Consider the following 23,706-nt stretch of genomic DNA (forward strand, 5'->3'; position numbering starts at 1 on the left):
ATGGGAGAGAGGACAATGAAAGTGATTAGCACATTAGAAATCGTAGATGTACAGACTAGGGAGCGTACTGCCCTCCGCTCATTTGAATATTTAATCGAGGCACCCAATTGGACTAGCGATGGTAAGCGTCTTATTTATAATAGTCGAGGTTGTCTCTATTCGTTCGACATCGCAACCTGTGAGCTTGTTCAAATTGACTCGGGGTTTGCTGCGGAATGTAATAACGATCATGTTCTGTCTTTTGACAACACTAAGATCGCAATTAGTCACCATACGAAAGAAGATGGTAAATCTCGTATATATATTCTTCCCATGGAGGGTGGCGAACCGGTTCTAGTTACACCGAATGCTCCAAGTTATTTACATGGTTGGTCTCCAAACGGTGCTGAGTTAGCTTACTGTGCAGAGCGCAATGGTCAATATGATATTTATACCATTCCAGTAGACGGGGGAGTAGAGGTACAACTGACGGATTCGCCTGGGCTGGATGATGGGCCTGAATATTCACCAGATGGGGGAAATATATGGTTCAACTCGGTGCGTACAGGGCTGATGCAGATATGGCGAATGAATGCCGATGGCACTGAGCAAACACAGATGACTTTTGATGAGAGTAATAACTGGTTCCCGCATGTATCGCCAGATGGGCAGACGATTGCCTACTTGAGTTACCGCAAAGGAGATGTAGATCCTGGCGATCACCCTGCGAATAAGGATGTTGAGATTCGATTGATGGCAAGCACGGGAGGAGATTATCGCACACTAGTACAATTGTTTGGAGGACAAGGTACGATTAACGTGAATTCGTGGTCTCCGGATAGTAAGCGCTTGGCGTTTGTAAGTTATGTGGTGGAGGAATACGAATAAAATACCGATAAAAATTATAGTATTGTTATTTATATATAAATGGAGGAAAGACGGATGAAGAGGATTTTTAGTATATTGCTGATGTTATTACTGGTTATACCAGCGCTCGGCACTACAACCTTTGCGAGCAATACGGTGAAGGCTAAGGTAACAGAGAGCAGTACATATTTTGATGGAGAACAGCGGAACCTGAATGGGTTCAACATATCGAATAACAATTATTTCAGACTACGCGATTTGGCAGAGTATTTCTCGGGAACGAGCAGCCAGTTTGATATCACTTGGAATAAAGCGAACAATGCGATTGAGATCATAACTGGACAAGCTTATACGCCCGAAAAGAAAACTACGAGCAACTATTATAGCCGCAATAAAAATTATGCAGCTACGCTTTCCAACTCTAAGGTGCTGGTCAATGGACAGTTGCAGTCTATTACGGCGTACAATATTGATGATAACAATTATTTTCAGTTGAGAGATTTGGCGGGCAAAATCCCGTTTGATATCGAATTTGACGTTCAGTCTGATCGCATATCGTTATTCTCCAAAATCCCAGATCATGCTTACCGGGTAAAGACGGCGGCTGTAGTTGAGAGTAACGGGGAATCTTCTTATTTTCCTAGATGGAAAAGTACGGCCTCTTCTTATCTTGTGAATAATAAGGATGGGACTGTAAGTGTCATTGAGGCGAACAAAGAGTTTACGATTGAAACGTATAATGAGAAGTACGAACTAACAGGCAATAAGAGCATTCCTTTTGAGCTTCCGGTGTTTGGTGGTTTCTATAGTGGGGAGAAGTATAACTATATTGCTTTTGGCCAAGAGAACCGCGAAGAGAATGATAGCAAAGAAGTCATTCGTATTGTCCGTTATGATAAAAGCTTCAATAGAGTAGACAGTGTCTCCATAAAGGGTGGGGAGAGCTATACCGTTAGCCCGTTTGATTCAGGCTCCGGTAGTATGGCTGAGGCTGGAGATACGCTTGTATTTCACACCTCACGTACAAGATACACGACAGAAGATAAATTAAATCATCAATCCCAGCTTACTATTATCGTAAATACTAAATCCATGACTGTGACCAATGATCTGGGAAGATTCCAGAAGAATCATGTCAGTCACTCTTTTGACCAATATGTATTGTTTGATGGTGCAGCGCATGTTCTAGTCGATCATGGTGATGCTTATCCTCGTTCGATTGTTCTGAATAAAGGAGACGGAGCCAGTTATAACGAAGTAGACTTATTTAATATTCCCGGCAAAATCGGAGCGAACGCGACGGGTGTTTCTATAGGCGGATTTGAGCTGTCCTCGGCGAACTATATAGTCGCTATGAATTCGGTAGATCATTCACTAGTCAAAGAGTATACATCTTATGAGATGGTGGGTTTAGAAACGGACCAAAGGGATGTCATGCTTAGTGTGTTGCCCAAGTCCAACCTGAGCAGTACTTCGGTGAATCACATCACCTTGGCTAAATATGTAGGCACGAACCTGATCGCGTCCATCCCTAAACTAGTAAAAATTACAGACGACAAAATGATGGTGCTGTGGCAGGAGTTTGATAAAGAGAATCATCCGGTTGACCTGAAATATGTTCTTATAGATGGAGCGGGAGAAGCTACTAGCGACATCCAAACGATCAAGTATTTTGCCTTATCAGAGTGCAGTCCTATTATTAGTGGGGACAAAATCATTTGGTATACGAACAATAAGGGGTCCAGAGTGTTCTATTCGATCCCGTTAAATTAACGGATTCAATTAACAACAAAGTGGGTAAATTAGACTATAAGCTATAAATAGGACCTTCTAATTAGAAGGTCTATTTTTTCACGCAAAAATCACATCATCCATGGAGGTCGCTATGCATCGCGTAAATCTAAACCAGGAACAGTTCAACCAACAGGTGATTAATCACGCCTCCTTTGGGATCGCCCTTTTAGCGCCAAATGGTTTGATTCTGACCGTAAACCCAGCCTTTGAACAGACTTTTGGTTATTCCACTGAAGAGTTTGAGGGTATGCGGTTAGAAGACCTTTCTCACCCCGAAGATTTCGGCAACCTTCATGATTTAAAAGCACTCTTGGGTGAGAAAACAAGATTGCAGATGGAAAAGCAGTTTATCACAAAAAATGGAGATTATATTTGGGGACAGCTTACTCTCCACTTATTCAGCGACGAGTCGAACCAGCCAGCATATTTCATTTGCCAAATCGTTAACATTACAAAGCAAAAGGAATCCGAGCAACGCCTTCAGGAGTCTGTTGAACGGTATACGTCGCTTAAAAAATACAACCATGACGCCGTCATTTCCTTTGACCTTGATGGTCGAATCATTAACACCAATAGTATGGCTGAAAAGATAACGGGCTACGCCATCGAGTCCGAGTTGATCGGGATGAAGCTTGCAAGTCTGATTGGAGAAGAGAATGTCCAGCGCATTCTGGAAAGAGCCCTTTACGATAATACGGTTGAGCAGTATATCAATAAGCTTGTCACTAAGGAAAGCGAAGTAGTTGAAGTGCTCACCAGTATTGCACCCATTTATGTGAACAATCATAATATCGGATTTTACCTTATATGCAAGGACATTTCCGAGCAAAGGCAATTGTCGCTAGCTAAGGAAGCCGCAGAGTCCACGAATAGAGCTAAAAGTGAGTTCCTGGCTATGATGAGTCATGAAATTCGCACTCCCATGAACGGGGTGATCGGCATGACTGATATTCTGCTTGAAACAGAGCTTAATGAAGAACAACGTGAATATGTAGAAATCATTCGTAAAAGCGGAGGAATCCTGCTCAATATAATCAATGATATCCTTGATCTTTCAAAAATTGAGGCAGGCCGTAGCGAGCTGCAAGAGGATACATTCGATCTGCGAACTTGCCTCAAGGACAGCTTTTCTGTTATCGCAATAAAAGCTGAACAAAAAAATCTGGAGCTCACCAGCATCATAAATCATGACGTTCCGGAATTTATTTACGGTGACGAGGAACGCTTGAAGCAGGTGTTCTTGAACCTGCTAGGCAATGCTGTGAAATTCACACCGGCGGGCAGCATATCGGTAAAAGTTAGGCTTGTAAAGGAAGATCCCTCCCTGCTTGCCTTTACGGTAACCGATACTGGCATTGGAATTGATCCTGATCGACTTACTGATATTTTTGAACCGTTTGAGCAGGTGGATAGCTTTATGATGCGGAGACATGAAGGTACGGGGCTTGGCCTTGCCATCAGCCGCAGAATTGTCGAAATGATGGGTGGTGAGATCTATGCGGAGAGTGACGGCAAGAGCGGTACGTCGGTTACCTTCACAATCAAGCCCAAGAAATCAGTGGTAATCCCTCGCCAAGAGGCTAACATTAACAAGCTTCATACCGCACGTGAAGCAAGAATTTTACTTGCTGAAGACAACACTATCAATGCGCTAGTACTGACCAAAATACTCGAAAAAATGGGTCACAGCGTTATCGCCGTAACAAACGGCATAGATGCGGTTGAAGCAGCACGGAAAGAACCCTTTGATCTTATTTTATTGGATCTTCACATGCCCATTATGAACGGCATAGAGGCTATGAAGATGTTAAGAGATGAGCATCAAGAGAAATGTCCGCCCATCATCGCGGTCACGGCTAATGCTTTGAAGGGTGACCGCGAAAATTGTCTAGCTGCCGGGATGGACGAGTATATCAGCAAGCCTGTAAAGCGTGAAGTCATCGTAAAGATGTTAGATCAGTTTGTGATCTAATATAAACTGCATAACCTCTTAGTGATATTATCCCCTTCAGGTGAACAGTAAAAAGCCAGTCCATTACTGTTACACTTGGAGGGGATCGCTCTATCCATTGAATTACATAGCATTGCACGTTATACTTTGAAAAGAAATACGGACCCGCTTATCATATAACAGATCCGTCCTTCTATAAGGTATGGATTTTATTTTTTGTATGTATATATTCAGTCAGAGACGGAGGCGCAACATTGCAGCTAATCAATCAATCGGAAGTACAAGATAGGATCGACCTGCTTAAAGATCAGGATCTATATATCCATCTTGAGATGACAACGGGAGCCTACGCTGCCCATTTAGATAGTTCGAAGCATCCAGCCGCTACTTTTATTACCAATGCTATTATTCGATATTCCCATGGTTCGATTTCCGGCAACGGTCCTTATCGGGTCGGCTTAAAAATGTCGCAGGGCTGGGTTTATTCGGAAGGGCTAACTCACTATGAAGAGAGTGAGACAGGCAGATTGATTATGGCTGGACATGATGCTCAAGGCAAACTGATCGTATCGTTACAATTAAGCCGAGAGCCGTTCTAATGGAAGAGGAGATGAAGAGTTCTGTGGAAAAACATATTCTTGTTATTTTGCCACATCCGGATGATGAGGCCTTCGGTATATCAGGAACCCTTGCCAAACATATACAAAATGGGACCCAAGTTACCTACGCATGCCTAACGCTTGGAGAAATGGGCCGAAATATGGGCATCCCGCCCTTTGCGAATCGGGTAACCCTCCCGGAAATACGTAAGAAGGAGCTGGAGGAATCCTGCGAGGCTATTGGCATACAGGATTTAAGAATGCTTGGTTTTCACGACAAGACGATAGAATTCGAAGATCAAGTCTTGCTCGATGGGCAGATTGATGCGCTCTTGAAAGAGCTTAAACCTTCGCTGATCATCACGTTCTATCCAGGGTACAGCGTTCATCCTGATCACGATGCTACTGGAGCTGCAGTGATCCGAACCGTTGCAAGATTGCCGAAGGAAGAAAGACCTCCTGTTCACTGTATAGCTTTTGCTAATAATATTGTAGAGATTGGGGAGCCAAAGGTTATCAATGATGTAAGAAATTTCCTCAAGCACAAGATGGCGTCCATTCAGGCGCATCGTTCCCAATTCCAGGCTGCTGAGCTGTTGGGCAGCAAACCTTTAAATGATAAAGAGATCCAAGCTCGTTTTGGAACAGAACATTTCTGGATTTATCCGTTTGAATGATAATGATCTAATCAGAATTTTAGCGGTGATCTGTTGTCGGTGCTTAACCGGTGATAGATCGCCGTTTTAGTATGTGAATATTCAACTTTTCAGCGGGGGACGGTAGGAATTTAAGGCGAGGCCTTAAGACACGGGTAATTTGACCTAAAAAATTACTAAGGACTATCCGATATAGAAGATACTAACAATTGAAAGGTGATTAAATGCGAATCGGTCACAACATCACGTCTTTAAATAGTTTGAACAGATTAAATAAAAATAATAAATCTATTACAAGTTCACAAGAGAGGTTATCTTCTGGACTTCGGATAAATATAGCGGCAGATGATGCTGCAGGATTGGCAATTTCTGAGAAAATGAGAGCACAGATTCGTGGATTGTCTCAGGCAGCAAGGAATACACAGGATGGTATTTCACTAATTCAGACTGCTGAGAGTGGACTTGGAACTATACAAGATCCTAATCTGCTAAGACTACGGGAGCTTGCAATACAGGCTTCAAGTGATACCTTAACAAATTTTGATCGAACATTGATTCAAAAAGAAGTTGAGCAGATAAAGCTTGGGATAAATGATATTGCTAATAACACTCAATTTAATGGAATTCATTTATTGAATAATGACCTCGAAGTAAACACGAATATTACGCCAGTACAGGGCAATATAAGTACGAATTGGACAGCTAACATACCTGCCAGAGATTTATCTAAGACTTCGGATGGAGGTTATGTCGGAATAAGAATTCCCGGTAATAATCCTTTCAAATTAGATAGTATGGGTAATCTGGTTTGGTCACAAGCAATTCCTAATATGGATGTGTATAGTATTAAGGAATCTAGTGATGGTGGTTATATTTTATTAGGAAATGATTTCTCAGCAGGGGCAATTTCCGATCAAAGGATAAATATAATTAAATGGGATGGGAATTTGAATGAGCAGTGGAGTACAGGGGTATCTGGCGTCTACTCCATTATGGGGAATGAAGTAATTGAGACTAGTGACGGTTCCTTTATTGTGGCAGGGACGGGTTCCGGTATTCAAAATTGGGATGGCCTTATGGCTAAATTTAATAGTAGTGGTGTGCAACAATCCACCTCGATAGCGGGTTCTTCACAATCCAATCCTGTTGGCTATGGAAGCGAAGAATTTAATTCTATTATTGAAACTGCTGACGGCGGTTATTTGGCTATTGGTTCATCAAGTCTCAAACTAAACAGTTCTTATACCGATAAGTCAAGCTGGGTTGTGAAATATGATAGTAACTTAAATCCGTTATGGGACACACGAGTCGGTGCTGCTGGGGATGATGAAGGTTACCGCGCCGTCGCAACCAGTGATGGAGGGGCCATAATTGTTGGTTCTTATAACGACTCTACTAAAACTAGTGGATTAATCTATAAACTAGACAGTAGTGGAAACGTATTGTGGGAGAAGAATATATCAAATGAAACTTCCAACTCCAGTCAACTTACTAGCATTACAGAAATGAAAGATGGGAATTACATCGTTGGAGGAATAGTAGATAATAATTATCGTCTTTCCATTTTTGATCCACAGGGAAATGAATTGGCTAATGTTAATCTAAATGGTGGGGGCTCTACGGATAGATTAAATAACATTATTAGTAATGATGACGGAAGTTACACTTTTTCAACTACAACTGGAATAACCAATTTCAATGTATCTTACGGATCAAACCCTGGTACCACATATGATTACAAAACAGTAAATCTTCAGGTGGGAGCAAACTCTGGGGATAACTTCGCTGTTAAATTAACAGATGCTAGAACTACTGCTCTGGGAATTGCGGATATAGATCTTTCAACTAGACAAGGTGCCGAATTAGCGATTTCGAAAATAGACAAAGCTATAAATACCGTTTCATCCAAGCGTTCAATGTACGGCGCGTATCAAAATGCATTAGAACATATCCATAATAACCTAACCAATTACGAAGTGAACTTAACAGCAGCTGAATCACGAATAAGAGATGCAGATATGGCAAAGGAAATGATGAAGCTTACCAAATACAATGTCTTATCTCAAGCATCACAAGCCATGTTGGCTCAAGCTAATCAACAGCCTCAAGGCGTGTTAGAGTTGTTAAAATAGGGCTATACATACAGTCTATGCATTTCAGTGCATAGGCTTTTTTTAGAATCTATGATGATCTAAGAAATGATTTACAAAAAAATTTCCAGAGACTATTATATTTCTATGCGTAATATTTTCCTTTTTTAACTAGATTATTGTAAGAATTTATCTCTGGAGGTTCAAATGAAAAAGCACGACAAAATCATTTCCTTCATCTTCATGTTCATTATGATGGTGACGGCTATTTTCTGGGTAAACTCAACCACTAGTTGGACTATGATGGGTACCCTTGCTTCCGTGGCCTGTTTCGTACTTTTTATATTATTGGGACTCCGCACTATACCTGTTTTGACAGATTTTGTTCTGACAAATCCAGCGCCTGAAGTAACTCTGGAAAATAAAACACGGGACAGAAAGCAGGCTTGGCTATATATTATCGGCTGGGTAGTGGCTAGTCGGGTCTTGCTTATGTTTATCGGTTATATATTTTTGATCATACAGAATGGCTATTCCGGTGGTTTGTTTAACAAAATAGCTGAGACCTGGCATATATCGGGGATCGACGCTTCACATTATTTGGGCATCGCGGAGAATTGGTATGTGACGGAGGGAGATCCGAAATACCATATTGTGTTTTTTCCTTTTTTTCCAAATCTAATTAAAGTAGTTCAGGTATTCGTAGGGAATTATCTCGTCGCTGGATTTATCGTTTCTAATATTTGCTCGCTTGTTGCTGCCTTGGTCGCCTATGAGCTTGCCTCACTAGACATGCATCGAAAGAGTGCTATGCGAGTAGTGAAGTATATTTTTATATTTCCGGCTGCGTTCTTTTTCTTCATCCCTATGACCGAATCTCTATTTCTGGCCTTATCGCTGTTGTGTTTATATTTTGTGAGAAAAAAAGAATGGCTCATCGGATGTTTATGCGGTGCACTCGCAGCGTATACGCGTTCTCCAGGGGTGCTGTTGATTGTACCGGTTGCGATTGAATTAGCACGGGATCTTATAGGGAATTATAAATTACTAGATAAAAAAGCGTTTATACATAAGCTGACCACCGCCATTGGTTGTCTTGCTATCATATCGATGGGTTTGCTGGCTTATCTTTACATCAACTACTATGTTACGGGAAATGCTTTTCAGTTCAGTATTTACCAGAGGGAGCATTGGTCACAGAAGTTCTATCTCTTTTTCGATACCGTAAGATATCAGATGGAATATGCGGTGGGCACCTTTAAAAGTGGAGATAGCCGTTCTTTTCTCGGCATGTGGCTGCCCAATTTAATCGCTATATTCTCAGCACTAATTATCATGTTTATGGGAGCAAGAAAACTACGGCCATCCTATACTGCTTATTTTATCGTGTATTTTGCTTTCGTAGTGGGAGCTACCTGGCTGCTGTCAGCCCCGCGTTATTTGCTTGTTGCCTTTCCGCTAGCTTTTGCAGCCGTTGCGCTTACTAATGAAAAGCCGAAGGATGTTGCACTTACTGTTATATCTGTTGTGGGTAGTATACTTTACTTGGCAATGTTTGTAGCGGGATATCCGGTGTATTGAGGAATCGTGTTAAAATAGGAGAACGCCTAGGTGCGTTCTTCTTTTTTATTGCGAATAATCTTATAGAAACGATGGTGGGTATGAAGATTGATTACGACAATCAGGTGATCGAGTTTAATGTTCAATATGGAAACGGGAAAAAAATCTCCATTCATATAGATTCGTCAGGGCGCATAACACTCAAGGTACCTAAGAAAACATCTGAAGAGACGATTAAAAGTGTGGTTGAGCGTAATGGCAAAATGATTGTGGAGAAGCTGCAAAGTCTCGAAGCGGCTCGTGAAACGCCAAAGATGATCAGAGCGTACGAAGATGAAGGAAAGTTCCTGTATCTAGGCAAATATTATTCTCTGCATGAGCTTATAGAGACAGCGGAGCTAAGTGAAGAACAACTTCAGTTAAAGCTGAAAAAGTTCTATTTCTCTAGCTGCAAGAAGCTTATAGGAGAGCGGATCACTAGGTACCAGACGCAGCTTAGAGTAAAACCTAAGAGTATCGAGATTGTAGAGTCCAGGACCAAATGGGGAAGCTGCAGCTCCGATAAAAAACTAACCTTTAACTATCGTCTGGCCATGGCTCCCGTGGAGGTTATCGATTATGTGATCATCCATGAGTTATGTCATTTGCTGCATATGAACCATGATCGCTCCTTTTGGCGACGGGTTGGAAGCCTAATGCCGGATTATAAGGAGAAGGAAGAATATTTAGCAAGATATGGACGGGCTATGACGTTATGAAAAAAAGGGTATTCCAGTGCAACTAGAGTAATGGTTGCTGGGAATACCCTTCGTTATTTTAACCCCTTTGCAGCAATCGATAGAGGTTAAGTGCCAGTTGAATCTCGAATAACTCATCAGAGTTTTTCAGATCTATATTTAGCAAATCTTTGATTTTATCAATCCGGTAAATAAAGGTGTTGCGGTGAATAAACATCGCTTTGGCGGCTTCGGTTACATTCTGATTGTACATAAAATAATACTCCAAGGTAGACATGAATCTCGTGTTCATCGTCTGGTCATGTTCATGAATGCCTCCCAGAACTTTGTTAAAGAATGTCTCCATTTCCGTAGGCTTAATGTTGGAATCCAGAAAATGATAGACAGAATAATCCTCGAAGTGAGCAATGCTCCGGCTGTCTTTATTAAACCGCTGCATGAGCCGCATAGCTTCCTGGGCCTCGAAGAAGCTTCGATGGAGCGAAGCAAGTGTCTTATACTGACTGCCAATGCCGATGAGAAAATGATTTTTAGTCATTTCCTGAGCCAGCAACTGCAGCACCTCTTGAGCAAAGGCTTTCGTATCGCTTACGGAAATTGGCGGTTTATTTTCATTTTTGCCGATCAAGATGATGATTTGCTGATTGCGATAGTAACAGATTAGCTCTCCACCTGCATTACTGGACAAGCCATAGATCAAATTGACACATTTTTTGACCATATGCTCCATTTCATATTTTCTATAAACCATGTCCGTGTAGTTTTCCAGCTGTGTAGCTTCAACATGGATAACTGTACAGTAATACGCATAGTTAACTTTAAGCCCATGCATAGCAGATAGGGAATGCAGTGTTTCTGTTGAAGTAATATTGCCAGCTAATAAGTCGTCGAAGAAGTCCTGCCTAATTTTATGCTTTACCTCTTCGATTTCCTTGGCTTTGATCCGGTCCAGTGCAAGCATCGTGGATACATGCTCTAACGCGGTGTAGTCAAATTCAACCAGCTTGCGTACCGTTTGCAGAACGACGATATACGCGTAAGCATTACTGGATACAGAAACCGGCATAATGCAGCACTTGTACGGCTGTCCCTGAGAATAGTAGGTGCGTTTGATGGATTTTTTGATTTCAGTAATATACTTTGGGAAAGCTACCGTGAACTCTGTTGGAAAAACAGGCCTGTTCTTCACCAGTGGCAGGAATTCCTGAAGTGGAGATGGGTTATCCTTATGATCTGTATAGCAGAGTAGGTTCCAGTCTCTATCTAATATAAGAACAGGGTTATGGATCGTGTCGGACAATTCCGCCGATATTTGCTCAATACCGCCGCCTTCGAGCGCGATTTTGAACAGCGCATTATGAAGGTCGAGCGAACGTCGGTTCACTGCATCGTAATCCGCGTTGGTCTTTTCGTTAATGATCGCAATGACTCTGGACAAGGTGTATTCAAAAGGGAGCTCCAGTAGCGGAAGTCCATGCTTATCAGCAAGCTCGATCATGTTCTGCGGGATAGCATCGAAATATCGCTTCATTTTGATGCAGAGTCCTGCACAGTTATTCTCCACCAGCTCATGAATGAATTTGTTCTGCAGCTCCGTGCTGTCTTTGAAGATATATCCGGTGGATAAAAGCAGCTCGTTCGAGGTCAGCCAGTCAAATACGTCCGGATTCTCGATGATATTAACTACAGAGATTTGATTGTTTAGGCCAGAATGCCCCGCAACGATCTTTATGCCTTCGATGGATTTGATTTGTAAGATATCTTTTATCGTTAACATCAATTCACACCTCTCATCTTCACCCATTGTGCAATGTGCATAGTGATTACTTGTTGTTTTTAGTGTTCTTGTATGATGACCCCCAGTGTACGGAGGACTACAATAAGGGTGTCAGGTAACGTTTATCCGTTAAACTGTGATATATTTCACAAAAATATCCTTTTTCACACAGAAAGCAGCTCAATCTTCATCATTCTTGGAATTTTATGAACTGAGTGTAACATCTTCTATCATTCATCATCAACCGTTACGGTTTTTTTATGAGAACGCTTTCTATATAGGATAACCTGACAATAAGTGACCAAACCATTATCTACTTCCTTCTCAAGGGGGCGATCAAACGGAGTATTCTCAGAGCAAGTGTACCTCTTATTTAAAAGCTGGGATATCCAGTGATAGCGCGTTCTTTCATCGGATTCGAGAATCAAGATTTTTCGGAAATATACACAGCATATTTGAGCGGACGATAAATGTAAGGTGCAAGGCAACTGATGAATTATATACCATTGCGAGCAGTAGGGTAGATAATGCGCCTAATACTTTGATTACAGAGGTTAGTAGTTTTTCGGTTCTTGGACTGGTTGTGGGAGAAGAAGTTTTTGCGGAGAATGATCAATTATATATTGGCACTAAGCTTTCAATATCGATCAAGGAACTGACAGTTTGGCAGAGCTCTCTATCTATTTTTCCAAAAGAAGTAAAGACGCTAAGAGATAATTTGGCTGTGGCAAAAGCTTATATCAATAGCTATGGAAAACCAGGCGGTATGAAGCAGTTTGCGGGTTCTAGCTGCTTTGAGAGAGAAACGATGCGGCTGCTGGAAGAGCGATCTTCAGGTCTTCTGAATGCCTTGGCGAATGACAGCATGGAAGATGCTGCTTTTTATGCAATTCGACTAATGGGATTAGGCCCAGGTCTGACTCCGTCGGGAGATGATTTTTTAGTTGGATTGTTTGCTGTGATCCATCTGCCTCAGAGTCCTATTAGTAAATACCAGCCGTGGTGCAGGGAAGTCGTGAACGAAGCAGCTGAATTAACGAATGAAATAAGCTATATGGCTCTGAAAAAAGCGGCTTGGGGTCAGGTGAGAGAGTCAATGGGTCAGATGCTGCATTCGCTCATGTATGAGAGTAAGGAAAATATGTTTCTTGGCTTATCGGCAGTGCTGGATATAGGTTCTTCTTCCGGAACAGATATTGCCTTGGGGATCATTAGCGGTTTGGATCTTAATCTAGAACAACGTTGGAGGTAAGATATGTCGACTAAAATAGTAATTAAAAGAAACACATACTTTGATTCCGTCTCGCTCATGTCGTTGTCGACCAAAGCGAATCAAATAGAGGGTGTCGAACAAGCTTTTATCGCAATGGCTACTCAAATGAATAAAGAGGTATTAGCGAATGTAGGGCTGATAACCCCTGAGCTAGAGGAAGCTAAGAATAGTGACCTGATGATCGTAATCAAAGCAGCATCCCCTGAGCTGGCTGAAGTTGCCTTTGGAGCAATCGAAGAGCTGTTTATTAAAAAAGACAGTGCAGTTGGCGGTACAGAGCTTAAATATCCAACAATTGAGTCGGCAGTGAAGAATAGGACAGCAGCTAATCTTGCAGTGATTTCAGTCAACGGAGCGTTTGCAGCCAGAGAAGCAAGAAAAGCGCTGGAGAATAATCTCCATGTCATGATGTTCAGTGACAACGTAAGCGTAGAAGACGAAATTGAATTAAAAAAAATAGCACATGAGCGTGGATTACTGATGATGGGGCCGGATTGCGGAACCGCGATCATTGGAAATATGGCCTTATGTTTTGCCAATAAAGTTCGTAAAGGCAATATCGGCATCGTGGGTGCATCCGGCACAGGAAGTCAGGAAATCAGCGTGCGGATTCACGATTTTGGCGGAGGCATCTCACAGTTGATTGGCACAGGCGGCAGAGACCTAAGTGAACGTGTCGGCGGAGTAATGATGCTTGATGCTATGAAAGCGCTTAACGAAGACGAAGCCACTAAGGTCATTGTGTTGATTTCCAAGCCACCAGCCAAAAGTGTGGAACAAAAAGTGCTGAATGAAATCAAAAATATGCATAAGCCTGTCGTAGTCTGCTTTATCGGAGGAACGGAGGAAGCTGTTCTGGAGGCAGGTGGACATTTTGCCAAAACAACCAAAGAGGCCGCGCTGAAGGCGGTAATTCTATCCGGCATCGATGAGAGTCAAATTGACAAGCATCCGCTAAACCTTCCGCTGATTGAGGAGATTAAGGTCAAGCTGAAGCCAGAACAGAAGTATATTCGTGGGTTATTCTGCGGCGGTACTTTATGTGATGAAGCAATGTATCTAGCGATGGAGAAATACGACGATGTCTATAGCAACATTCCAAAAGATCCGGAATATCAGCTGGGTGATATCCATATCAGCCAAGCGCATACGTTTATTGACTTTGGGGATGATGGGTTCACTAACGGCAAACCACATCCGATGATTGATCCTTCTTCACGGATTGCCAGATTCAAGCAGGAAGCGAAGGACCCGGCGGTGGGCGTGATCATTATGGATTTTGTATTAGGCTATGGATCACATGAGGATCCAGTAGGTGTTATGGTGCCTGCAATTATTGAGGCTAAGCAAGCAGCGGAACAAGAAGGCAGACATTTGGAGATTATCGGCTATGTCCTTGGAACCGATCTGGATACACCTTCGGTCCAAGAACAGCTTGATAAGCTGGTATCCGTGGGTGTTACCTATGCAAGCAGTAATACGAATGCAGGACTTCTTGCCAGAGGTTTTGTAGAGAAGGGAGTATAACATGAGCAGAATCAATGAGTTATTTAAGAGTGAACTTCACGTTATCAATGTCGGCCTAGAAATGTTCAAGGATGATATCCTGAAGCAAAAAGGCAACGTAACCCATCTGGAATGGAAGCCACCTGGTGGAGGTAAGCCCGAATTAATTGCTGCACTGGATGCGTTAGAGCAAGAGGGGATTGCTGCAAAGATTGAGGCTGCCAACAAGCTGGCTGTAGAGCGAATCGTGAATTCACAACCGGTATTGGTTGGTTTTGGCCAAGCGATCAACGTCGTACCCGGGATGACTAAGACTACGATATTACATGCAGGACCTCCGATTACTTGGGATAAGATGAGTGGTCCCATGAAAGGTGCAGTTACCGGCGCTTTGGTCTTTGAGGGCTTGGCGAAGGATCTCGATGAAGCTGCCGAACTAGCGGCATCAGGTGAGATTACGTTCTCCCCTTGTCACGAGCATAATTGTGTGGGTTCCATGGCAGGAGTAACCTCAGCCTCTATGTTTATGCACATTGTAGAGAATAAAACGTATGGCAACATCGCTTATACGAACCTTAGTGAGCAACTGTCGAAAATCTTGCGGATGGGTGCAAACGATGAAACGGTCGTTGCCCGTTTGATCTGGATGAGAGATGTGCTTGGACCGATGCTGCGTGAGGCGATGAAGTTCTCTGAGAAAGGCATTGATCTGCGGCTCATGTTATCACAGGCGCTCCATATGGGAGATGAATGCCATAACCGCAACAACGCTGGAACGACTCTTTTGATTCAGGCATTAACGCCGCTTATCCTGAGAACGGATTATACCAATGAGCAGAAAATCGAAGTGTTCGACTTTGTGGCAATGAGTGATTATTTCTCCGGACCAACTTGGATGGCTCTTTGTAAATGTGCACTTGATGCTGCCCATGGCATCGAGCATAGCACCATCGTAACAACGATGGCCCGCAATGGCGTGGAATTTGGTATTCGTGTCAGTGGAATGCCAGGCAATACCTGGTTTACCGGTCCTGCGCAAAAGGTTGTCGGACCGATGTTTGCAGGGTATAAGCCGGAAGACTCGGGACTCGATATCGGAGACAGTGCGATTACCGAAACGTATGGTATAGGTGGCTTCGCCATGGCAACCGCGCCGGCGATTGTAGCATTAGTTGGGGGAACCGTAGATGATGCCATGAACTATTCTGTGAAAATGAAGGAAATCACTACGACGGAGAATCCAAATGTGACGATTCCTTTATTGAACTTCCGCGGAATTCCTACTGGAATCGATATTCGTAAAGTGGGTCAAACCAGCATTATGCCAGTGATCAACACGGCTATTGCCCATAAGGATCCGGGCATCGGAATGATTGGAGCCGGAATCACTCATCCTCCAATCGAGTGTTTCGAGCAAGCCATTCTCGCTTTTAGCCAGAGCATGCATTCATAGAACCACCCGCCCTTCAGGCCTATTCAAGGGTCTGAGGGCTTCATAAGCCATTGGTATGTAAGCGCTAACGATCTAGGGGGAGATTTATTATGGATCAAGTATTTATGAAGATGTTCTGGAAAAAGGGAGATTGGGCCGCGTTTTTCGGGCTGCTTGCTAACAATTTAACCAATCTGCTTACGATGATTTCATTGTTAATTTTTGTAGTAGGATTTCCGGAAGGTATGGTTTACGGCAGAGTCGTTCCTGCGTTTGGACTCGCGATTTTTATCGCAAGTATTGCTTATGGCTGGTTTGGATATCAGCTAGCCAAAAAAACAGGCCGAACGGATATAACCGCATTACCTTCAGGGCCTAGTGCTCCATCGATTTTTACAGTAACTTTTCTAGTGTTAATTCCCGTATTTAGAGAAACCAATGATGCATCATTTGCGCTGCAAATTGGTCTCGTATGGTGTTTGTTCGAAGCCTTGATCCTTATTGTCGGCTCATTTCTGGGAGATGTGCTGCGCAAGGTTATTCCAAGAACCGTACTTTTATCTTGTTTATCTGGACTTGGATTGTTATTGCTGGCCATGAACCCGATGCTGCAATCCTTTGAAACACCTGTGGTTGCTTTTGTTGTACTTGTGATCATCTTTATTAACTGGTTTGGCAAATCGCCGATATTCAAAAAAATTCCTACAGGATTTCTGCTGCTGATTGCTGGAACCGCGCTGGCTTGGATATTTGGTTTGCAGAATCCAGAAGCGATCACAACGGCTCTTTCAACCCTGGGGTTTAATCCACCAGAGGTGCATATTACCAGCTTAATTCAAGGGATTCCGCATGCCTTGCCATACCTGGCTTCTGCAATTCCATTGGGACTGGCCAATTATATTTTTGACCTTGAAAATATTGAGAGCGCACATGCTGCCGGAGACCCTTATAACACTCGTAACGTTATGCTAACGAATGGGGTTGCTTCAAGTATTGGTGCTTTCACAGGTAATCCGTTCCCAGTAACTGTGTATATTGGTCATGCAGGCTGGAAATCTATTGGAGCTGGACTTGGTTATACCATAGCTTCTGGTTTCTCCATGTTAATTATTTGTCTCTTTGGCATAGGAGCACTGCTGTTGTCTATCATACCTGTTGTGGCGATTGTTCCGATTCTGGTCTATGTCGGGGTCGTTACGGCGAATCAGGTGGTTCGAGAGACACCTAAAAATGAAGTGCCCGTTATCTTTATCACCTTGTTCCCATGGATCGCCAACTGGGCTTTAACGCTTGCGAACAACATTTTTAATGCGGCTGAAACTTCGGCTTCCAAGGTGGGGATTGATCTCTTATTAAGCAAAGGGGTTTATTACAACGGCCTGATGCATTTAGGAAATGGTGCACCGCTTAGCAGCTTGATTTGGGGCTCCATCACTATTTTCTCTATCCTGAATAAACCACTGCGGGCTGCTGTCTTTGCTGTAATCGCGTCTGGCCTATCTTTATTTGGAATCATTCACGCGCCGACTGTTGGATTTGCTCAAGCTTCACTTATGCCGTTCGTATACGCCTACTTGATGGTGGCAGGATTATTTGTTTATAAGCATTTTTCAGACCTTCGTGACCCAGCGAACAAGCTGCAATCCGAATAAATAATTGATAAAAAGAAATAGGAGAGCTAAGCCATGACTAATCAAACTCTGTCAGAAGATTTAATTCAAGCAGCGGATCGCGGGGATTTAGCTGCCGTAGAACAGCTTTTGGCTCGTGGTGCCGATGTTCATCATAAGGATGCCAGTGGTCGTACTGCGCTGATGGCGGCAACGCAAAAAAATCATATTCCTCTCGCTCAAAAGCTGATTGAAGCAGGCAGTGATGTGAATGCAAGAGATATCACTATGTTATCACCCTACCTGTGTGCCGGTGCCAATGGATTCCATGAGATATTATCTTTAACTCTTGCCGCAGGTGCGGATACAACCAGTGTGAATCGTTTTGGAGGAACTACACTGCTGCCCTCCAGCGAGAAGGGATATCTAAGAACTGTTCAGAAATGCTTGGAAGCAGGTGTTGCAGTTAACCATATGAACAATCTGGGATGGTCTGCCTTGCTGGAGGCAGTAATTCTCGGGAATGGTGGCCGTTTATACTCCGATATTATTCAATTGTTGGTGGATGCTGGAGCGGATGTTCAATTGCCGGATCGTGACGGCAAATCATCGTTGCAGCATGCAGAAGCGATGGGTCAGGAGAAGGTCATCCGTATTCTCAATAAAGAAAAGCTAACGATTCATCCAAGTATTCAAAGCGCTCAAGAGCTAGCTCGGGCAGAGGATTTCCGGAAAGCAAGTTTGGTTATGGAACATGCAATGCAAGAGGACAGTAATAATTCAGACTTCTATTACTATAAAGGATACTTCTTAGGGGAACTCGGGGGATATGAGGAAGCTCTGGCAGCCTATCAACAGGCACTTACTATTGATCCAGATGACCTTGATTTCTATTTCTATACCGCAAATGCCTACCGAATGATGAAGCGATCCGAGCAAGTGTTAGCAGAGTATGACAAAGCGATAGAACGTGATCCTGGCGAAAGCTTCTTCCGCTATCATAAATCCAACTATTTAAGAGAGTTGGGCAGGCATGAGGAAGCGGTCAAAGTTATGGATCAGCTTCTGGAACAGCAGCCTGCCCGGTATGATTTCTCGTTCCATAAGGCGAACAGCTTGAGATCACTTGGCCGGGATCAAGAGGCAGTTGAGGCGATTGAGAACGCAATTGCTAACGATCCGAGCAATCCTTTATATCATCATCATAAGGCTCAGTCACTTGGTTTACTTGGTGATCATGAAATGGCCATTCAAGAAATAGATATTGCTATCAGCTATAATCCTGCCAATCCGGATTTTCACTCCGCGAAGGAACAATTTCAGCTGGCCCTTAAACGCTAATCAATGAGGATCAACTGATCCGTCAGGAGGAATGGAATGAGTAAATTTATAGTTGTAGCCATTGGCGGTAATTCATTGGTGAAAGACAATGGCCGCGATTCTATAGAGGATCAATCTGAGGCAGTACGTGAAATTGCTGTCAATATCGCTGATCTGGTGCAAGCAGGCAACGATGTGGTGGTTACTCACGGCAACGGTCCACAGGTTGGATTCGAGCTGAGACGAAGCGAGGTGGCTTCGGAAGTTACTGGAATGGATGTTACTCCGCTGGTCAATTGCGTGGCGGGCACGCAAGGGGGCATAGGTTATTTAATTCAGCAGGCCTTAACAAATGAATTCATTCACCGCAGATTAGACAAGAAGGTTGCCACAGTTATTACTCAGGTCGAGGTTAGCAAAAATGATCCGAATTTTCAGTCTCCCTCGAAACCAGTGGGCTCCTTCTTCACGCTTGAGCAAGCAGAGGAGATGAAGCGTGCCAAGCCAGATTGGGTCATCATTGAGGATTCAGGTCGTGGTTACCGCCGTGTTGTTCCATCGCCTAAGCCGATTGATATCGTTGAAAAAGACGTCATTAAATCACTCATTGAGACGGGTTATGTGGTGATCGCTGTTGGCGGAGGCGGGATTCCTGTGATCAAAACCGAAAATAATACCTACGAAGGTATCGATGCGGTCATTGACAAAGATTTTGCTACAAGTCTGTTGGCCGAACAGATCGATGCAGAATCGCTGATTATTACAACAGGAGTTCCTCAGGTATGTGTAAATTTCGGTACGCCTGAGCAGAAGGCTCTTGAAGAAGTTACAGCGGCAGAAATGATGGTATATGCGGAGCAGGGTCATTTTCCTGCTGGAAGTATGCAGCCTAAAATTGAAGCAAGTCTTAGCTTTTTGAAAAAAGAGGGACGTAGAGTTATCATTACTAATCCGGAAAATATGAAAGCTGCGATGAGCCAACAGGCTGGCACACATATTGTAAATTAATAAGATCTAATTTATCTCATCATTTCATGGAGACCGCCACTGATCTAAATCAGGGCGGTTTTTTGACATATTCATGAATTGTTATCTAACTGTTGCTTTCAGATGGCCATATTCTGGTGAATAAAAGGAAGATAAGAGGTAAAACTATGTCCACTATAGAGAAAAAAATACATTAAAATGCGGGGGTAAAAGATGAGATCGAATAAAGGAACAACACAACGTTTTACCAGGGCTACAATTCTTTGTTGTATTTGTGCATGTACGGTATTGTTAAGTGGATGCACTAAAGCAGCGGATGAGACTCAAGTGGCTACTCCAACGGCTCAAGTAGAAACCACAGCACCTTCTGCAGAAGCTACTACACCTGCGCCTACGAATAACGCAACAGAACAACCCATGACATCTGCGTCACCCGGTTCAAATACTGGGGAACTTCCAGAGGGAGTGAGCATTCAGAGAGTTATCAAGGATGTTTCGTTAAAAGATAGCTATCATAAAAAGGTTGAACTGTTAAGCGACGGTGGCAAGCGGGTTACCATTACAGATCAGAATCAAAAGATTGTTTTGCAGCAGATTGAATATGACGGAAGGATTACTGTGGTTAAGGATAAACAGGTTACCGTTCAAGTGGAGGGTGGTAAAGAGCAAACCTTAACAATTCCTGATCATATAGTCATTGAAGATGAAGACAAGCTCGGATTAAATAATGGCGTTGAAATCGAGTGGACGGTAAATGCAGACGGACAAATCGAAAGCGTGGAACTGGACGATTAAAAATTTACCGAGGTGACTGGATGAAATTTCTAATCGTACTTGGTAGTATTATTGTTCCCATTGTCATGCTGATGTTACAAGGTAAATCGATAAAGTGGCGTATGGTATTCAATGTTGCTTCGGTCTTAAGTGCGATTATCTTTGGAAATATTTCCGCTTTGGCGATTTACGAAATATTAAGGGATCATGCTGTATTTATGACCTCGATCCATGCGATATTTTTAAATCCAATGTTTCTTATTACCGGAGCCTATCTTGGCGTTTATTTAATTTATCGGTTGATGATAATTTCGTATGACGAGGTTTATATGTGATGGGTACAATACAAATAGGGGTGTTCCCGCGTAGGGACACCCCTATTTGTGTTGTTAACAGGACGGATGCTTAAGAGGACTTTCCTACAACGTTTGCTCCGCTCTTCGTGATCTTGTAGGTGATGATATCCCCATTCCAGAAGTGGAATTTTAGGATAACCTCGCCGTCTTTAACATCTTTAAAGAACGCGGGAAGCAGCTTGATTTCTTTAGTGTTATAAGAAGGTGAGAAGGTATTGCCGAATTCCTTAAATGGAGTCCAGTCCTGCGGACCTGCATTGCCACCAGCGGTATATACAGCTTCCATTGTGGCAAGCTGGTTACCATTAAAGGTGGTCGGAATGGCAAAGGATTCAGTCGTGCCTTTTGCATCGCTTAATTTAGCTGTGTCATACACAATCACCTTAAGTCTCCACGCAACACCCTTGTTGAATTTCAGAGTCAGCACGGCATTTTCACCGTATTTTTGGGAAGCTGTGAGCTTTTTGAGTTGGCTGGCTTTGAGGATGAGCTCCTCACCATTTAATGTGTAATCTTTACCTTTGGTCAGATATTTTCCGTTGGCACTAATGGTGGTTAGCTTATTGCCGTTCAGGTTTAGCTTAACCTTGGTATCTTTGATTTGTGCACCTTTTTTTAGGTAGACCAAATCGCTTTCGGTGCTGGAGGAACGCTCCTTCAGACCAGACATTAATACATTGTGGAGTTCAGGATCAGACCACTTATAAGTTTTACGGTTGAAATGCTGCCCGTTATCCCAGAGCATGGAAGTCATTTTCTTTTCTTTCAAATAATAAGTCAGATACTCGAAGAATTTAAGCTTCTCGCCCTGTTCAATCACACCTGTGTCTTTATCGAAACCTAATAAACCAAATTCGCCGACGATGACAGGGATGCCTTTAGCTACAAATGTATTGTAAACGTTATCAAAAGTTTGAGTGATATCGTTTTTTGTATCTTTTTCAAATGTGGTGTAGCCGGCAATGTTCACACTAAAAGGCCAGAAGCCATAGAAGTGAACGGTCGCAATAATATTCGGATCGTTTAGAGCCGTAATCGTCTTATAGAGATGATCCATTCTTGTTTGTGTAGGTGAAGACTCTAATGAAGGTAATACAAGTGGGCGGAGGTCGTTTTTCCCACCGGATTTCCGCACGATCTGATAGAAGGAGTTATTGAGTTCAGTAAGCATTTGCTCCATTTTTGCTTCGTCTGTGCTTCCACCATCGGTGAACCGAGGTTCATTTATGCTCTCGAACATCAGCTTATCGGATTTGTCCTTAAAGCGATCGGCAATTTGAGTCCAGGCTGCATTATAACGCGCCAGCGTTTCATCGTGTTTTTCTTCCATATGGCTTACCCATAGCCAGGAATCATGATGGACATTAATCATGACATAAAGCTTGGCGTCCAGTGCCCAGCCGACAACTTCTTCCACACGGTCGAGGTAGGCTTTTTCTAGGGTATAGTCTGGTGCCGCACCCATGTGAGTATCCCAGGTCACAGGAATCCGAATACTTTTATAGCCTTGAGCGGCGATCTTTTTAATAAGTTCTTGGGTCACACGAGGATTGCCCCAGGAGGTTTCGTCCTCACCTGTAGCATCTAAAGTATTACCGAGGTTCCATCCGGGCTGCATTTCGTCTACATAGGATTGGATCTTACTCTTTGGCGCTGCCTTAGCTTGTTGCTCATCCTTAGTTGCAGCTGCAGCCATGGATGAGAACAGAGAGAGCAGAAGAGCGGTGACAAGTGTCAATGATAAGAAGGATTTCTGGATTCGCGTAGTCATTGAATTCTCCTTTGTGAGATAAATTTAGGATGCTTGGACCTGGCTTTGACGCTGTACTTGGTGGTTAGATGAACACGAACACCTCCAATGTTATTTTTGTAAACGCTTTCTGAATATACCCTAACATAGAATTCACTCAGCGAGTACCTTACTAATTTGTGGCAAATTCATATAAGAATTAGTGATTTAAATTAATTTTCCCCACAGTTGGATAAAGAAATTATTTGAATATCCCTACTCGTAGAAATTGGTTATTCAATAGGATTATCTCTAGCTGCCCGTTATACAAAAAAGAAATATAACATGACAAAAGCATATATATTAGATATGATGAAGCATGAAAATTTAAAATTAGAAATAGGTGCCAACTATGAATGTTGCGGAAGTACAATCATAGATTGGTTAAATGGAAAGCGGGTGTGAATCCCGCGCGGTCCCGCCGCTGTAAAAGAGGAGTCCTTGCAAAATGCCACTGGGAAACTGGGAAGGCAGCAAGGGTGATGATACTTGAGCCAGAATATCTGCCTTTTTCTGTTACACCATCAAACTCTACGATCGATAGAGAGGTGCTTGAATAGTGTTTGCCAGCTAGTATTGTGGTTCACTATCTTAACCTCTTGACGTTTATGTTGAGTGGTTTTTTTTGTGGTTATAAGAAAGTTTATTC

General features: G+C 42.9%; 18 protein-coding genes and 1 riboswitch. Of the genes, 16 read left to right on the forward strand and 2 right to left on the reverse strand.

Annotated elements, in window-relative coordinates:
* Positions 1-15: 15 nt before the first annotated feature.
* The 8 genes from MHH86_RS03750 (at position 16) to MHH86_RS03785 (ending at position 10,254) form a co-directional block, all read left to right on the forward strand.
* The gene (locus tag MHH86_RS03750; protein ID WP_256719489.1) at positions 16-867 is read left to right on the forward strand and encodes a transporter; all 852 of its coding nucleotides are present in this window, start codon (positions 16-18) and stop codon (positions 865-867) included.
* A 54-nt stretch (positions 868-921) separates the two neighbouring features.
* Positions 922-2,619 (forward strand): hypothetical protein, encoded by a 1,698-nt coding sequence (locus MHH86_RS03755; protein WP_076146258.1) that lies wholly within the window; start codon positions 922-924, stop codon positions 2,617-2,619.
* A gap of 112 nt (positions 2,620-2,731) precedes the next feature.
* Positions 2,732-4,612 (forward strand): PAS domain S-box protein, encoded by a 1,881-nt coding sequence (locus MHH86_RS03760; protein WP_076098697.1) that lies wholly within the window; start codon positions 2,732-2,734, stop codon positions 4,610-4,612.
* 233 nt (positions 4,613-4,845) lie between these two features.
* Positions 4,846-5,190, forward strand: coding sequence for a YojF family protein (locus MHH86_RS03765; protein WP_036684865.1), 345 nt, complete (start codon positions 4,846-4,848; stop codon positions 5,188-5,190).
* A gap of 23 nt (positions 5,191-5,213) precedes the next feature.
* A complete protein-coding gene (bshB2, locus tag MHH86_RS03770) occupies positions 5,214-5,867 on the forward strand; it encodes a bacillithiol biosynthesis deacetylase BshB2 (RefSeq protein WP_076146280.1) in 654 nt (217 codons plus the stop codon).
* 203 nt (positions 5,868-6,070) lie between these two features.
* Positions 6,071-7,978, forward strand: coding sequence for a flagellin (locus MHH86_RS03775; protein ID WP_076146260.1), 1,908 nt, complete (start codon positions 6,071-6,073; stop codon positions 7,976-7,978).
* Positions 7,979-8,143: 165 nt separating this feature from the next.
* Complete coding sequence (locus MHH86_RS03780; protein WP_076105340.1) at positions 8,144-9,517, forward strand: hypothetical protein; 1,374 nt, start codon at positions 8,144-8,146, stop codon at positions 9,515-9,517.
* 80 nt (positions 9,518-9,597) lie between these two features.
* Positions 9,598-10,254 carry a SprT family zinc-dependent metalloprotease gene (locus tag MHH86_RS03785; RefSeq protein ID WP_038574107.1) on the forward strand — a complete coding sequence of 219 codons (657 nt, stop codon included), beginning with the start codon at positions 9,598-9,600 and terminating at the stop codon, positions 10,252-10,254.
* Between the two features lie 58 nt (positions 10,255-10,312).
* Here MHH86_RS03785 and MHH86_RS03790 read toward each other — a convergent pair whose 3' ends face one another.
* A complete protein-coding gene (locus MHH86_RS03790; RefSeq protein WP_038568767.1) occupies positions 10,313-12,010 on the reverse strand; it encodes a PucR family transcriptional regulator in 1,698 nt (565 codons plus the stop codon).
* A gap of 541 nt (positions 12,011-12,551) precedes the next feature.
* Here MHH86_RS03790 and MHH86_RS03795 point away from each other — a divergent pair.
* From MHH86_RS03795 to MHH86_RS03830, 8 genes are all read left to right on the forward strand, one after another.
* Positions 12,552-13,262, forward strand: coding sequence for a DUF2877 domain-containing protein (locus tag MHH86_RS03795; RefSeq protein ID WP_143767751.1), 711 nt, complete (start codon positions 12,552-12,554; stop codon positions 13,260-13,262).
* A 3-nt stretch (positions 13,263-13,265) separates the two neighbouring features.
* A complete protein-coding gene (gene fdrA, locus MHH86_RS03800) occupies positions 13,266-14,810 on the forward strand; it encodes an acyl-CoA synthetase FdrA (protein ID WP_076146263.1) in 1,545 nt (514 codons plus the stop codon).
* Between the two features lies 1 nt (position 14,811).
* Positions 14,812-16,242, forward strand: coding sequence for a DUF1116 domain-containing protein (locus MHH86_RS03805; protein ID WP_342479644.1), 1,431 nt, complete (start codon positions 14,812-14,814; stop codon positions 16,240-16,242).
* A gap of 89 nt (positions 16,243-16,331) precedes the next feature.
* Positions 16,332-17,873: a hypothetical protein gene (locus tag MHH86_RS03810; RefSeq protein ID WP_036684876.1), complete on the forward strand. Its 1,542-nt coding sequence runs from the start codon at positions 16,332-16,334 to the stop codon at positions 17,871-17,873.
* A 33-nt stretch (positions 17,874-17,906) separates the two neighbouring features.
* Complete coding sequence (locus MHH86_RS03815; RefSeq protein WP_076146267.1) at positions 17,907-19,172, forward strand: tetratricopeptide repeat protein; 1,266 nt, start codon at positions 17,907-17,909, stop codon at positions 19,170-19,172.
* A 36-nt stretch (positions 19,173-19,208) separates the two neighbouring features.
* Positions 19,209-20,159 (forward strand): carbamate kinase, encoded by a 951-nt coding sequence (gene arcC / locus MHH86_RS03820; RefSeq protein WP_036684877.1) that lies wholly within the window; start codon positions 19,209-19,211, stop codon positions 20,157-20,159.
* 192 nt (positions 20,160-20,351) lie between these two features.
* Positions 20,352-20,933 carry a hypothetical protein gene (locus MHH86_RS03825; protein WP_076098689.1) on the forward strand — a complete coding sequence of 194 codons (582 nt, stop codon included), beginning with the start codon at positions 20,352-20,354 and terminating at the stop codon, positions 20,931-20,933.
* Positions 20,934-20,998: 65 nt separating this feature from the next.
* A complete protein-coding gene (locus tag MHH86_RS03830) occupies positions 20,999-21,247 on the forward strand; it encodes a transposase (RefSeq protein WP_339192741.1) in 249 nt (82 codons plus the stop codon).
* A 70-nt stretch (positions 21,248-21,317) separates the two neighbouring features.
* On the opposite strand, the gene MHH86_RS03835 is transcribed toward MHH86_RS03830, so the two are convergent.
* Positions 21,318-23,039: a cellulase family glycosylhydrolase gene (locus MHH86_RS03835; RefSeq protein ID WP_038568775.1), complete on the reverse strand. Its 1,722-nt coding sequence runs from the start codon at positions 23,037-23,039 to the stop codon at positions 21,318-21,320.
* A 342-nt stretch (positions 23,040-23,381) separates the two neighbouring features.
* A riboswitch (cobalamin riboswitch) is annotated at positions 23,382-23,583 on the forward strand.
* The last annotated feature ends 123 nt before the right edge of the window (positions 23,584-23,706 follow it).

Source organism: Paenibacillus sp. FSL F4-0097, assembly GCF_038593125.1.
GTDB classification, from domain to species: Bacteria; Bacillota; Bacilli; order Paenibacillales; family Paenibacillaceae; genus Paenibacillus_AQ; species Paenibacillus_AQ odorifer.